Here is a 15,141-nt window from a genome sequence, read left to right as displayed (position 1 = left end):
TCATGTCTGAGGTTGTCGTTGTTGAATTACGCTTAATTGAACAAATTTTTCGATTAAGTACTACATCTGAAAAAAAAGCTGATTTAGAACGTGCAGGTAATTTATTGAATGAAAAATTTCAAGAATTTCGCCGTAAAGCACCCAACATGGAACACAACAAACTGATGATCATGGTGGCTTTGGAGTTGATGCAAGAAGTATTGAGCATGAACAAGTCCTTACAAGAATATACACATTGTGAACGTTTGCTTGAGGAAATTTTAAAAGACGTTGAAAAAGCGGTATAAATTGCGTTTTGTTTGCGCAGTTAAAGCTTACAGTACATAAAATTAGACATTTTCTTGTCGTTCAGCATTTGCCAGTTCGCTGAGAATATGTATACTTAATATAACTCTGGGATGTTCGCCAGTACGTCTATTCCCCTGCCGATACTTAAACTTACGGATGCGTTCTGTGTATTTTGAGTGTATGCCCACCTCCGAGTGGGAAACCCATTAAGTACGCGTCGCGTCCACCTTGAACTCATCGGGTTCAGGGTAACGACCATGCAGCGGCATCTTCGGAGTGTTTTTTAACTTATCATTTTAATTCAAATAAAAAATGTAAGCTTTTATCCTCATTTTTAATTTCTATTTATTTTCTAGTCTAAATTTTTATTTTATATAGCCTTTCATTCAAAAAATAAGCTTGAGTAAGCTTAAAGCTTACTCAATGAATTTCTATTTGATAATGGAAGTTTTCAGCAAAACCATAAGACTCACGATATTCGATCACTTGTCCTTGCATGTTTTTTGCCCAACGACACACTTTGACCAAAGGTACTACGGACTGAGTTGGTAAATACGCATCGACATAATCTGTTGTAAACGTCAGTTGTTCTGTCGCAGAAATCACAAACTGCCCACACTGTTCATAGTAAAAAGGATAAAGTAAATTTCCAATTTTCTTTAATGGAATATTTTTCAACTCCGTAAACAAATCCGCAGATAACCAAATTTTTTCACTCAACACCACCGTATCCGCTTGTTTACGTACACGCTCCATATACAACAGTTCTGCCTCAGGTGCCAAAGCCAAATATTGATTAATTTCAGCAACAGCAGGCGTAATCTCCAACTTTTTCACATCACCAATCGGTGCAATATGTTCACGATGCTTTTCAGTAGAATGAAAAAAACGCATCAGAGAAAATTTAAAATCTGGATATTTTAAAAATGTACCTTTGCCTTGAATTTTAACTAAAAAACCATCTTCAACGAGACATTCCACCGCTTTACGAATGGTTCCGATCGAAACGCCATATTGATTTACCAATTCAGATTCACTTGGAATTGGTTGGTCAACACGCCATTTTGCATCAACCAATAGTTGTTGTAATTGCCAACGGATTTGGACATAACGTGGTAATTTCAAATTTTTAAATGCAATATCATCAAGCATTTGGGTGCACAGTTTTAAATCTAGATTTGACAATCATATCATATCAGGCTTTAATACCAAACAAGTCATATATATGTGTATACAACTAAATGTTTATATGTTCTAAATATATCTCTAACTATGATAAAAAGGTCATATAGATGTTTCCTAAAGTGAGGGATTAACGTGGTCATACTCATTCTTACAACCTTGGTACTTTCCATCGCCTTGGGCTATGTCACAAAAATCAATATTGGTTTTTTTGCCATGGTTGGTGCTTATTTTATTGGTTGTTTTGGTTTAGGAATGAAACCTGCCGAAGTGATTGAACTTTGGCCTGTGAAAATTTTCTTTATTATTTTTGCAGTCACGTTATTTTATAACTTTGCTTTAGCCAATGGTGCACTGGAACGTCTAGCAGGACACTTGCTCTATAAATGTCGTAAATATCCGTATTTACTACCTTTAGCTATCTTTGCAGCCTCAACTATTATCGCTGCATTGGGTGCAGGTTTTTATACTGTACTGGCATTTATGGCACCGATTACCTTATTACTTTGCCAAAAAACCAAAATGAGTTTGGTGATTGGTGGTATGGCGGTGAACTACGGCGCACTTGCAGGTGCGAACTTTATGACCTCGCAAAGCGGCATCATTTTTAGAAGTTTAATGGAAAATGTTGGCATCGACAGTTCTACAAGCTTTGCCTATGCCACAGGTATTTTTGTGGTCACGATACTTATCCCTATCGTAGTTTTAGGTCTATATACCCTTTGGAATCGTAAAAACAGCAATATTGAAATTGAAGATATTCGCCCTGAAGCATTTAATGCTGCACAGAAGAAATCATTGTTTTTAATTTTATTGATGATGGTCATTGTTTTAATTTTCCCAATTTTACAATTGATCTTCCCACAACAAGAAACCATCCATTTCTTGAACTCAAAGATTGATATTGCATTTATTGCCATCGTCTTTGCACTCATTAGTCTCTTAATGAAACTTGCAGATGAGAAAAAAGTAGTAGCACTGGTGCCTTGGGGCACATTGATCATGATTTGCGGTGTTGGCATGTTGATTTCACTGGGTGTCAAAGTTGGCATTATTGACCTATTAGCAGAATGGTTAACACAAAATGTGCCGATGTGGATGATCCCTGTCTTGTTATGTTTAATCAGTGCTGTTATGTCGATTTTCTCAAGCACTTTAGGCGTGGTAACACCGACGTTATTCCCGATCGTGCCTGCAATTGCAGCGGCTTCTGGGTTAAATCCAATGCTGCTCTTTATTTGTATCGTTGCTGGTGCACAGTCTTCTTCTATTTCTCCATTTTCTTCAGGCGGTAGTTTAATTATGGGTTCTGCACCTGAAGGGATTGACCGAAATAAATTATTTAATCAGTTGTTATTTAGAGCAATTCCTGTTGGTGTTGTTGCTGCTCTAATTGCTGTTCTTGTTCTAAAAGTAATTTTGTGAGTTTGAAATGATTCGTATTGATACACATGCCCATGTATTTTCTAAGCAAGATCAATGCATTGCGACAGCACGTTACAACCCAGATTATGATGCTACAGTAGAGCAATATATACAGCATTTAGATGCTCATGGTTTTACACATGGTGTTTTAGTACAACCTAGTTTTTTGGGCACAAATAATCAAGCCATGCTGACAGCGATTCGCCAATATCCACAACGTTTAAAAGGCATTGCTGTCGTACATCCTCACATCAGTATCCTTGAGTTGGCTGATCTGAAGTCAAAAGGTATAGTCGGAATTCGTCTCAACTTGTTTGGTATTTCTGTTCCTGATCTAAGTCAAGCGCAGTGGAAAATGTTGATCCACAATTTAGAACAACTCGATTTACAACTTGAGTTGCATGCACCACCTGCTTATCTGATTCAGATTTTGCCCATGCTCAATACATCTAAAATTGAAGTTGTGATTGATCATTTTGGTCGTGCACTACCACAGCTAGGCTTAGATGATCCCGATTATCAAAAGTTTTTAAGTTTGCTTGATGTTAAACAACATTGGATCAAAATTTCAGGATATTACCGTTTAGGTGCTGCGCCTGAAAATATTGAAACAGCACAAAAAGCGTATCGCTTACTGAAAGAAAAAGGCTTTCTACACAAAATGATATGGGGCAGCGATTGGCCACACACACAACATGAAAGTATCGTTTCTTATCAGCAAGTGCTTGATGCCTTTCACCAGATTGTTCCTTTTGCCGAGGAACAAGACCTAGTATTAGGTCAAAATGCGGCAAAGCTCTTTCATTTTTAGAAAGGGCAAAACTCTCCCTCGCGATCTTGACATGGATGTCAGATCGTTTTTCCTATTTACAACGTCAAAAGCATAAAAACACGCTCAATTAGACAGCATCTAATTGAGCGTGTTTTTTGTTGAATTACAACTTAAGAACAACGCTTAAAATATCTTAAGGCATACTTGGAATTTCTTCAGGACGCATATCAAACACTAAAACTTCAGCATTTTGACCATGGCTAAATGTTAATTTTCCGCCTTCGCGAATACGTGCGGCATCACCTGTATTGAACACTTGACCATTAATCTCAAGTTGTCCTTTGGCAACATGTACGTACACATAACGTCCTTCAGGAATTTTAAATTCTGCTGTTTCTTCACCATCAAACAGACCTGCATAAATATTAATATCTTGCTTGATTGTTAAAGTTTTTTCACCACCTGTTGGTGAAATCATCAAGTGTAATTTTCCACGTTTATCTTCAGGTGCAATATGCACTTGTTGATAGCTTTGTTCGGTATTGGCTTGATCTGGCACAACCCAAATTTGTAAAAAATGTACATCATCTTGTGCAGAATGGTTGTATTCACTATGCGCAACACCTCGCCCCGCACTCATTAACTGAATATCACCCGGGACAATCACCGAACCTGTACCCATCGAATCTTTATGTTCCAATGCCCCATCAAGCACATAGGAAATAATTTCCATATTTTTGTGTGGATGTGTACCAAAGCCTTTCGATGGTGCAACAGTGTCATCATTGATCACCAATAAATCTGAAAAACCGACTTGTTTTGGATCCCAATAATCTGCAAATGAAAATGAGTGACGTGATTTTAACCAACCATGATGAGCCGCACCACGTTCTTGAGATAAGCGCATATCGAACATAAGATTATTTCCTAATTTTGTTTTGTCTATGTACTTAGTTTAGGCTTTTGTTTTTAGGTTTCATCTAGCAAAAATAGAAAGTTTCGTATCATTTTTAGAACGTATTTAGCATCATGATCGTTATCAATTTTGAGATTTTTAAATACAGATCGGGACAATCAATCAGGTAATCCACAGCATGATTGATTGTCCCCATAAACACGCAATAAAATTAACTTGCTTGTTGATAATACGGCACAGTGCCATTGATCGTGGCACGATGCATGATTCGATGTGCATCACCATAATCAAACAAAGCTTTATGTTGCGTACAACGATTATCCCAAATGGCAACATCGCCCTGTTGCCATTTCCAACGTAAATGAAAATCGCTTTTCACTGCATGTTCAAACAAAAAGTTTAATAGTGTCTCGCTTTCAGTTGCAGATAGTTCGTTGATCTGTGTGGTAAACCCCTCATTTACAAATAGAATCTCTTCGCCTGTTTCAGGATGACTACGAATTACAGGATGGATGACTGGTGGATTTTTCTGAAACGAAGCTTCGAGTTTTACACGTGCTTCAGGTGTTGCCCCAAAACGCTCCAAGGGAAATGATTTACGAATATCATGTGTTGCTGTTAAACCACGCAACTTTTGCTGCAGGTCTTCAGACAATGCTTTAAACGCTGCCGTACCACTCGTCCATAAAGTATCGCCACCCACTTCAGGAATTTTAATGGCTTGCAACACACAACCTAAAGGTGGCGTATGGCTGAATGTCACATCGGTATGCCATAGCTCATTATCACGTAAATCAGTTGCATGACTGTCTAAAATAATCACTTCAGGTGCATCTTGCATTGCTGGATAAATCGGATGAATATGTAAAGAACCAAAAGACTTGGCAAGTTTGACCTGAGATTGTGCTTGTAACTGCTGATTTCTAAAGAAAATCACTTGATATTGCAATAAAGCTGCATGTATCTCTGACAAGATTTGTGGATCAGTCAGATTTAAATCCACATTTTCAATAACTGCGCCAATGTTGGCTTGAATAGGCTGAATATGTAATGTCATGATGCATCTTCTATAACTGTTGACCGTACCAAGGTGCTAATTGCTTTTGCAACCAACGTAAAAATAATTCAAAACTGACTGCAACGATGGCAATCACAATGATGCCGAGCACCACTGTATCGGTAATTAAAAATTGTGCTGCTGACTGCACCATAAAGCCAATACCACGATCTGCCGCAACCAACTCAGCCGCTACTAAGGTTGACCAACCCACACCTAGACCAATGCGTATTCCTGTTAAAATATGTGGTAAAGCTGTAGGTAAAATCACATATTTCAAGACTTGTGTACGGGTTGCACCAAGAGAAAGCGCTGCACGCTCACGATTTTTTTGATGGCTCAAAACCCCATGTGCCGAACTGATAATGACGGGTGCTAAAATCGAAAAGAAAATCAATAAAATTTTGGTGGTTTCACCGATGCCAAACCAAATCACCAATAATGGTAAATATGCCAAAGGTGGGATCGGGCGTAAGAGTTCAACCAAAGGATCAAGCACTGCACGTACCCATTTGTTTAAACCCATCCATAAACCGACAGGTACGCCAATCACAATCGCAGCGATGAGCGCACTCAATACACGGCTAATACTTTCTGCCAAATGCTGCCAAAGTGTGGCTTTCATAAAGCCATCTTGGCTGACCTGAATGAACTTTTGCCATACCGCACTTGGAGATGGTAAAAATAACTCAGGGACTAAATGCAATGCGCTGACCACAAACCACAATATAACAATCGTGCTAACACTACCCAAACTGATCAATAGACTTAAATTCTTCGTCACAAACTTTGGAAATTTAAATTTATTTGCCGATTTAGAAAGAGCGGTGTTGTGCTGTTCAACCGCTGGACTGGCAGGCAATTTTTGAGCAATTTTCTGAATTTGACTGTTCATTTAAAGCTCCAAAGCATGCAATTTCTGATCTTTTAAACGTTCAAATAATTGCTCACGTAGCTGAATAAAATACGGATCTGATTTGATTGAACGGATAGATTCCCCTTGACGATAACGCTGTGCAAAATCCAAATGCAGCGTTTCTACAATTGTCCCTGGTCGTGCAGTCATCAGTACCAATTGGTGACTGAGTAATAAGGCTTCTTCGATATCATGCGTGATCAAGAAAAAGCCTTTATTTTCCTGAATCCATAAATTCAATACCAACTCTTGCATATTTTCACGGGTAAAAGCATCCAAAGCTGCAAATGGCTCATCGAGTAAAATAAATGGTGCATGGCTAATCAAAGCACGGGCAATGCCAACACGTTGTTTCATCCCACCTGACAATTGCCAAATATTGGCATCTGCCACATGAGCCAAGCCCACTGTTGTTAAAATTGCATCGACTTGCTGATTGATTTCAGCCTCTTTTAGACCTTTTAATTTCAGTGAAAAAGCTACATTTTCTGAGACATTTAACCAAGGCAATAAAGCATGTTCCTGAAAAACCACTGCACGACGTGCATCAGGCTGTGTCAATATTTCATCATCAATTTTCACCACACCTGTATCAACACGCTGAAAACCTGCCAAAATATTTAACAAGGTGGTTTTACCACAACCTGACTCACCTAAAATCACTGTCAAAGATGACTCTGGTACATCTAAGTTAATATTTTTCAGCACAGCAACATCTTGATTTTCATAATGTAGTGTGATGTTTTCAGCTTTTAAAACAGACATGGTTGATCCTCAAGGCTGTACAAATTTAGGGTTAATATTGTCCTGATAACTCGCTTTGACCTGATCGACTTTGCCTTGTGCTTTTAAGAAAGTTGCTGTATCGAAAATATTTTTAGCAAATTCTTGCTGCAAACTTTGTAACTGTTGTTGCTGATTCAAATAAATATTTCCTGACAATAACAAAGCGATTTCTTTTGGCTCTGAACCTGTTAATGAGGCTATTTTCTTCACATATTCAGGATTTTTCTGATAAGCCTGTGGTGATTGGTTATATTCATCAATTTGTTTTAAAGATGTTTGTACAAACGCTTTTAGAAATTGAGGATTTTTTTCTGCAAACTCTTTACGTACCACCCAAACATCATAAGTTGGTGCACCCCATTCGCCGACTTGCTTAGAATCTGTCAACACTGTGCCTGTCGTTTTCGCTTTACTTAAAGCAGGTTCCCACACATAGGCTGCATCAATATCACCACGTTCCCACGCTGCCGAAATCTCAGGTGGACGTAAGTTAATCACTTTGACTTGTGATTCACTAATATTCCAATGTTTAAGTGCAGACAATAAGCTGTAATGCGCAGTCGAAACAAAAGGCACGGCAATGGTTTTATTGATCAAATCTTGTGGTTTTTGAATATTGGCTTGATTACGAACCACTAAAGCTTCTGATCCACCCAATTTTGCTGTAATGAAAAATACCTCTATCGGTAAATTACGACTTGCAGCCGCAGCAAATGGGCTCGTTCCGATATTGCCAATATCGACATCTCCTGATGCCAAAGCATTGACTACATCTGCACCTGTATCAAACTTTTTCCATGTAATTGCTTGTTGGCTATCTTTTTCATAGTCACCATTGGCTTGTGCAACTTTGGTTGGATCTACCCCAGTTTGATAAGCGATCACCACAGCTGAATCAGATTTTGTAGTCACTGTACTTGCCGTTTCAGTGTTGGCTGTTTGAGTTTTTTGTAGGTAAATAAAAGCCACAATTGCCACTATAACAATCGCAGTAATGATCAGTGGTTTAGATGATTTACTCATATATTTTTCAGGAAAAGCAAGGACTAAGCACTATGCTAATCCCTACACTTTTCAATGAAAAATAACTTAAACAAGATTGGTTATCATATTTTGATATTTATCAATTTCAGATTTACATTGATAAAATTCTGCAATCTATATTTTACAAAAACTTAGCTAATATTTCACACATCATGACTGTTCTTGTATTAACTCTTCATACAAAACATTAGAAAAACGATAGCTATGTGCAATCAAACGTTCAATCCAACGTTGGGCTGCCAACAACTCTAAGCTTTTTGCCGCACTTAGCTGATTTAACACAGTATATTCTAGAACTTCGCTGCGAATCTCAGCACGATGTTTACTTGCCCATTTCTTTAAGCTATTTAATTCTGTACGCAATTTTTCAATTTGTGCATGCTCACTTAAATGGGCAATATTTTCAATATAACTGTCTAAAATATGTGAATAATCTAGTGCTAACTGCAAAATTGCAGGATGCATTCGCAATAAAACAGCATTATCAATTTGTGCTAAATCACTGCGTAATACCCTGACATAAACCATTACCCTTAAAATTGCCAGAAAATGCTGTTGTAACTCAGGATTATGCGTAATGGTGATTTTTTCTAAGTAGCGTTCTAACTGTAAAATGATCTCATCTAAAACTTTGAGTTCACTTGGATGAGGTAAAATCCCATCACGAAATACCTTGTGCAAATTATTAAATATTTCAAATAAAATATGATGTTGTACTGTTTCGGCTGCTTGAATCGCCACAATTGGGAGCTGCAAACTAGCATCATCCAAACAATTTAAAATACTGGGTGAATCCTCAGGTAACAAACGTATCACCCATTGCTCAAATCGCTTTAACACTGGCATAAAAATAGCTGCACCAAGCACACTAAACAAGGTATGAAACAATGCCACGATGACCAAACTATCCCAACGACTTAGCCATGACACATGCTGATATAGCCACAATAAACAAGGCGCTAATAATAAAAAAGCGGCAATCGCAGCCACAACATTAAAAATAACATTCACGGCTACAGTACGTTTGGCATTGATTGAAGCACCAATCGCTGACAATACAGTAATTCCCACTGCACCAACATTTTGCCCAATCACCAAATATAAAGCCTGTGATACATCAATCGCACCACTGGCTAAAGCAGCTAAAGTTGCTGTGATTGATGCACTCGAAGACTGCAAAATTAAAGTCATCACAATCCCGATTGCAACTAACAATAACTGTGCCCAAAAACCATTTGCATTTAAAAATGAAAGATCAACTCGATTTGAAAAACCCGCCATCGCTTCTTGTAAAACAGCAATGCCAAAAAAGATCATGCCAAAGCCTGCTAAAATCAGACCGAATAACTTTAAACGATCTTTAGCAACCAGATGCAGCATTGCACCAAAGCCAATAAATGGCAGTGCGAACATGGAAATAGAAAATTTCAAACCTAGAAATGCCACCAACCAACCTGTACTGGTCGTGCCAATATTTGCCCCAATGACGACACCTATGGCTTGAGCAAATGTCATTACACCCGCATTGACAAAACCAACAGTAGCCACAGTTGTGGCAGTAGATGAGTTAACCAAAATGGTCAAGCCAATTCCTGTCAATAAGGCTTTACTTGGTGTATTGGTAAATTGGGTAAATAAATGTTTAAGCGTTTCACCTGCGATGTCTTTGAGACCATTAGTCATCAAGGTCATACCAAGCAGAAATAAACCTACACCACCACAAAGTTCAGCGAATACTTGAAACACATTTCCCTCAATCTATTGTTATTGCATAAAATAAATGTCGTTTTATGGCATTTTTAGCTGTTTTATTTGAATGCTCAATATAGCGAATTTCATACAAATAAGACACTCGCTGAATGCATAAAATATTCAATAAAATCAAATTATTTAATTTAAATAAAAAAGCTGATTTAACACAAAAATATCTAAAAAATAAAATACGATGATCCATCAAAAATGTGATTTGGGATGATTACATAATCTATAAACATCACATGGCATAAACTTATAAAATATCAACAAAATCAAAAAGAGTGACATAAAAATGAGAATATTAATTGTACTACTATGCTGCCAAGCACTTCTTGCCTGCGCTGTCTTTAATACAAGTACACGCAGATCAACGCTCAACGATACAATGCAATCGTGGATTAACTCCACAGAAACTGAATTGATTTCAGATTGGGGCGTTCCTGATAAAAGTTATACACTCAACAATGGTGACAAAATTGTAAGTTATCTTAGCTTTGTTCATCCCGGACGTTATTGTGAACAAAAATTTCTAATTCAGCGAGGAATCCTCACAAAATGGGGACACTCAAATTGTGACTTATATTTTAGCAATTCTAAAGATATTTCAAAGACTATTCCGATTCCCAAACCAACGTTGTAAATGTATAAATTCATCAAATCAAAAATGCCCATTTTTGGGCATTTCAAAATACAACACTAAAAAACAATATCACTTATTCATCATTTAAAGCACATTCAAAACTACTTGGGTTTTGGGCACAACGTACTTTCTTCAAAATCTTCATCATTGCTGGATCATAATAACCATCTTTAGTCATTTGAATGCGGGCTTCACGCATGATCTTGATATAACCCGGTTTATCTGCTTCACGCATTTCCATCCAATATTTGGCAGGAATCTCACGCTCAATTTTATCAACAAACTCAAAAGCAGGACTGAGTTGTTTAGAAATAATTTCCCGTGCAATCGATCCCATACCCACAGGAAATTTATTGCGATGCATGATCAATGTTCCCGTCACCTGAATCAATGGAAATTTGATAATTCCACCAACCGTTTTGCCATTCTTATCATTCATGCCTTTTTGTAATTCTAAAGGTTTAAACAACAATGCAGGACCTGCCATGATGTCTACTTCTTTATTATTAAACTTACCACCGACAGTCAACAAATCTACAGACACAGGTTGTGCACCAACATTTTGCACCAATTTCTTTTGTGTCCCATCAAAATTCATCACAGCGACTTTTTTACCAGCAGCTTTGGCTAAAGTATCAATTCGGCGATCATTGACCATGATATATGCCGCACCCAATGGTACAATCCCCACCACTTCATAGTCTTTATTGACCATTTTATCATCATATTCAGGACGAGCTAAGAGCTGTATCACTGATGATAGCTGTTTATAACTTTGTACAGCGCCAATGGCATCAATACTGCCAACAAAAGGGTTAAATTGACGTGCTCTTAGGTTACTGATTCCCGCACCATCACAACGTTTACTGCGAAAATCTTCCGTCAAAACACGTTCATCAGTATAAACTCGTAAATTCAGCTCAGTCGTAGCTTTTTTCTTTAATTTTGGATAATCCATATCAATGCGCATCTGAAGCTTAGAAGATCGAGTAATTTTTAGATCAACCCCAAACTGTTTGGCAACTTGTGCAATGCGAGGCAACTCACTGATATAACTCGTTGCTTGTTCAAAAGCTTCACCATTTGCGCCATCGGGTGAATAGACACATAAAGTCACTTGTTTTGGAATCTGCGCCCATACTTTTGGATCATTCATCAGTTTTTTAATTTTTTGTTGTGAATGCTCAGACAAAGTTAAATCTAGTTTTGCTGCTGGTGCGGCAGACACAGGATTTAGCATAGAAAATGGCAATAAGAAGCCCATTGCCAAGTATGTGTTTTTACAGATCTGTTGAGTAAAATTTGCCCATTTTTGTGGGTTGTGTATCTTCATTTTATAATCCATTTTTTGTCAATATACTTGTGAATATCAGCATCCACAAACACATCATCCTTGTATATAGCTAAGTTAAGGGATGTGTTCATAAATTCAATTGACTATAAATATCCAACTTTTGTCAAAAATGTATAATTTAAAATTTTATTTACAACTTTATATTATTTTAATATTTATCAATAGATTAAACCAAATAAAAGTATTTACCATTTATCTGATTGTTGATATTTTTATTGTCCAAAATAAACAAAAAGCTCCCGAAGGAGCTTTTTGTGTTTAGAAAAATAATGCAGTAATCAAATCATCAGATGATGATTTGATTATTTTGCAATAATTCTTCAAGAGTAAGATCAGTCATTTGGTTATTTAACACCAACAATTCAGCACTTTGATATTGCGTTGCTTTACCATCACGGTCAATCGAAATCACCGCTTGGTCTGCGTCTGCATCATAGCTTACAGTGAGGTATTCACTGAGATTTTCAAAGTTTGCATTGTTGTCAAACAAGTCTGAAATGTCGATGTGATCCGTAGCTGTAAAGTCATTCACAGTTGTTAACGTGTTGCCACCAGTGTTGTCATCGTTAAGTAAATCAAAGATGATGTCATTGTTTTCCAATGAGAACATAGCAAAGCTTGCTGATACACCTGACTTAATAGAAACTGTCTGATTATTACTTACATTACCTTGGTCATCAGTGACTTGGAAACTAATATCTTTTTGAGCCCCATCCACTGATGTCAATTTAATTGCTTGTAATAATGTATTCCAATATTCAATTGATTCAGAACCATCTTTTGCTGTAATGGTTAAAGTACCGTTATTGAATGCTGTTTCAAAATAGTTTGCAAGTGTAGCTCCTGTCGTATTTAATTTTACAGAAGCCAAATCTACTGTTAAATCATCACCAACAGCATAGCCGCTGTCAATTTTGACCACTGCTGATTTTAGACCATCAATATTGGTTGTTGATGAAATATTGACATATTCCAAAATATTGTCAGTTGTTCCTGCAGGAACAATTACATCACGATCAGCAGGTGCATTCACGATTTCAAAACTACTGATTTGAATATCATCACGTCCAGCATTAGCATCTGTTTCACCAGCTTTATCATAGACAATTGCGAGTTTATTTCCTTCAGCTGTCGGCGTTTGAGCATCAGTAGGAATAGTGATCAGGAATTTATCCAGTACACCATTTTCAATCAGGAAATGACCATTGGTGCGTTTATCACCATCAGAATAATACGTACTCCATGTTTTCCAATCAATTGAGTCACCATATTTATATGTGACACCATTAATGGTTAATACAACATCTTTATGTAATATTTCGACTTTGCCCATACCTGATACTGTACCTACTGTATCAATTGCATTTGCAGGTGAATCACTACGCCCATTTTCAGCTGAAGTTGTCATTTTAATGAGGGCTACGTTATTGTAGGAAATCGTTCCTGATACTGCCTTACCGCTCTCTGTAGTTCCCCAATAACCATTATTCCAACCAATATTCAACGCAATCAGAGCATTGGCTGGGATCGGATCTGTAATTAATTGATAAACCGTTGGATCACCATTATTTGTACTCCACGCATCACCCTGTATTCCAATTAAACCTGCATTTGCACCATTATTATCAGTAAATACATTAGTATCTCCTGTTACTTTCCAAGTACCATTTGTTCCGCCCCATTTATTAAATGAGGTTAAATCACCATCTTGGCTATAACTGTTTGATTTTGCTTCAACATGAATAGTTAAACCTGATGTAGGTGCAACAACATCCGTAATTTCACCTTGTCCTGTCACACCGCCAACTTCAAGTGTGACATTTTCAGTCCCTTCAACTTCGCTATCTGTTGTTGCTGTATAGGTTACTGTGAAACTTGTAACACCTTTCGGCACTGTAATGGTCTCTGTTGCCGCATCATAAGTCACACCATTGCTAAAGCTTGGTGTTCCATAATCATCAGCAGTCGCACTATCACTAGCTCCCCCCAACTTAAAGCTATATTCAGTCGCCTGAGTAGTCGCTCCACTCAACTGCACTGTATGAACAAGGTCTGCACCCTCAGTTGCTGTTACATCAGACACATTACTTATGCTTGGGAATGGATAAACTACTTCACCCTGACCATCATCAGCTTCAATCGAAACATTGATTGTTCCTGTTGCAGTCTTAGCATCGAGATTAGATTTTTCAGTTGAAGTCACTGCAACATCAATCACAAAATCTTGTGCTGTAGCACTATTCACTTTCAGATTTTTCAAATCCCAATCGGTTACATCAATTGGAGTTGTACCATCAGAGATAATCGTATTTTTACCATCTGTTAAAGTCACACCTGCTGGAATACTAGACAAAGTCACAGTAAGCGTTTCAGAGCCATCCGTATCTGTCAGCGCTGCATCAATCGTAGCTAATGGAACGTCTTTGCCCACCACACCTTCATTGGCATTGAACAGTTTGTAATGACCTGTTCCTGTTTTTGCATCGGTATAGTATTCGATACGGATCTTATCAGAGTTAGCATCCGCCTGTGCTGCTGCAATCAATGAATCAGCAGTTGGGAATAACGTAAAGTTTTCCGCATTTAAATCTACATCATTTAAAGTTAAATCATAACGTCCTTCACCAGACTGATTATGGGTTACAAAACTAAAATCGTAATAACCATCTTCTGGAACAGTAACTACAAATTTAGATGTCGTACCATAGCCCTTGAACCATGCACCATCATACGGTGCAGTTACAGTATTGCCAGAGCTTGCATCTTTTACATTTGCACCTGCACCAAAGAAAATACCAGCACTATCATCAAAGGTACCACTAAAGGTATAGGTTTGACCTGCTTCTAGATAGATAATCGGAGGTGTTTCAAAAAGTATGCTGGCATTAAACGAATCCATTGTTGATATAAAAGAACACTAAATCAAAGGCTTTGAAATGATTTTCAAGCTTTTTGGAGAAGTTGCAGCTTCTCCTAAAGCCTCGCCTGATCCGATGACGTAAGCAA

12 protein-coding genes, 1 other RNA gene and 1 pseudogene are annotated in these 15,141 nt (G+C 37.6%); 4 read left to right on the top strand and 10 right to left on the bottom strand.

What is annotated here, in order from left to right; translation table 11 throughout:
* Window positions 1-2: 2 nt before the first annotated feature.
* A complete protein-coding gene (locus tag AVJ19_RS13935; RefSeq protein ID WP_111860280.1) occupies window positions 3-287 on the top strand; it encodes a cell division protein ZapA in 285 nt (94 codons plus the stop codon).
* A gap of 100 nt (window positions 288-387) precedes the next feature.
* A non-coding RNA gene (gene ssrS, locus AVJ19_RS13930) (6S RNA) lies at window positions 388-570 on the top strand.
* Between the two features lie 138 nt (window positions 571-708).
* On the opposite strand, the gene AVJ19_RS13925 is transcribed toward ssrS, so the two are convergent.
* Window positions 709-1,440 carry a GntR family transcriptional regulator gene (locus tag AVJ19_RS13925; RefSeq protein WP_111860279.1) on the bottom strand — a complete coding sequence of 244 codons (732 nt, stop codon included), beginning with the start codon at window positions 1,438-1,440 and terminating at the stop codon, window positions 709-711.
* A gap of 165 nt (window positions 1,441-1,605) precedes the next feature.
* On the opposite strand from AVJ19_RS13925, the gene AVJ19_RS13920 reads away from it, so the two are divergent.
* Window positions 1,606-2,895, top strand: coding sequence for an SLC13 family permease (locus tag AVJ19_RS13920; protein WP_111860278.1), 1,290 nt, complete (start codon window positions 1,606-1,608; stop codon window positions 2,893-2,895).
* 7 nt (window positions 2,896-2,902) lie between these two features.
* Window positions 2,903-3,706, top strand: a complete 804-nt coding sequence (locus tag AVJ19_RS13915) for an amidohydrolase family protein (protein ID WP_111860277.1) — start codon at window positions 2,903-2,905, stop codon at window positions 3,704-3,706.
* Between the two features lie 154 nt (window positions 3,707-3,860).
* Here AVJ19_RS13915 and AVJ19_RS13910 read toward each other — a convergent pair whose 3' ends face one another.
* The 9 genes and pseudogenes from AVJ19_RS13910 to AVJ19_RS13860 all read right to left on the bottom strand — a co-directional run.
* The gene (locus tag AVJ19_RS13910) at window positions 3,861-4,583 is read right to left on the bottom strand and encodes a pirin family protein (RefSeq protein ID WP_111860276.1); all 723 of its coding nucleotides are present in this window, start codon (window positions 4,581-4,583) and stop codon (window positions 3,861-3,863) included.
* Window positions 4,584-4,794: 211 nt separating this feature from the next.
* Window positions 4,795-5,640 (bottom strand): taurine dioxygenase, encoded by an 846-nt coding sequence (tauD, locus tag AVJ19_RS13905; RefSeq protein ID WP_111860275.1) that lies wholly within the window; start codon window positions 5,638-5,640, stop codon window positions 4,795-4,797.
* 10 nt (window positions 5,641-5,650) lie between these two features.
* Entirely contained in the window at window positions 5,651-6,535 is an 885-nt protein-coding gene (gene tauC / locus AVJ19_RS13900; RefSeq protein WP_111860274.1) for a taurine ABC transporter permease TauC, read from the bottom strand.
* Window positions 6,536-7,321 carry a taurine ABC transporter ATP-binding protein gene (locus tag AVJ19_RS13895; protein WP_111860273.1) on the bottom strand — a complete coding sequence of 262 codons (786 nt, stop codon included), beginning with the start codon at window positions 7,319-7,321 and terminating at the stop codon, window positions 6,536-6,538. It lies immediately after the preceding gene.
* A 9-nt stretch (window positions 7,322-7,330) separates the two neighbouring features.
* Window positions 7,331-8,365 carry a taurine ABC transporter substrate-binding protein gene (gene tauA / locus AVJ19_RS13890; protein ID WP_111860272.1) on the bottom strand — a complete coding sequence of 345 codons (1,035 nt, stop codon included), beginning with the start codon at window positions 8,363-8,365 and terminating at the stop codon, window positions 7,331-7,333.
* A 171-nt stretch (window positions 8,366-8,536) separates the two neighbouring features.
* Window positions 8,537-10,132 (bottom strand): Na/Pi cotransporter family protein, encoded by a 1,596-nt coding sequence (locus AVJ19_RS13885; protein WP_111860271.1) that lies wholly within the window; start codon window positions 10,130-10,132, stop codon window positions 8,537-8,539.
* Between the two features lie 722 nt (window positions 10,133-10,854).
* On the bottom strand, window positions 10,855-12,045 hold the full coding sequence (locus tag AVJ19_RS13870; protein WP_111860304.1) for a putative solute-binding protein: 1,191 nt from the start codon (window positions 12,043-12,045) through the stop codon (window positions 10,855-10,857).
* 376 nt (window positions 12,046-12,421) lie between these two features.
* Window positions 12,422-15,034 (bottom strand): type I secretion C-terminal target domain-containing protein, encoded by a 2,613-nt coding sequence (locus AVJ19_RS13865; protein WP_111860268.1) that lies wholly within the window; start codon window positions 15,032-15,034, stop codon window positions 12,422-12,424.
* A pseudogene (locus tag AVJ19_RS13860) lies at window positions 15,021-15,141 on the bottom strand (IS1 family transposase); the annotation flags it as partial. The gene AVJ19_RS13865 and the pseudogene AVJ19_RS13860, both read right to left, overlap by 14 nt.

Source organism: Acinetobacter sp. CFCC 10889 (assembly GCF_003268395.1).
GTDB lineage: Bacteria > Pseudomonadota > Gammaproteobacteria > Pseudomonadales > Moraxellaceae > Acinetobacter.
Note: the sequence above shows the minus strand (reverse complement) of the source record. Positions and strands in the feature narration are given on the sequence as shown.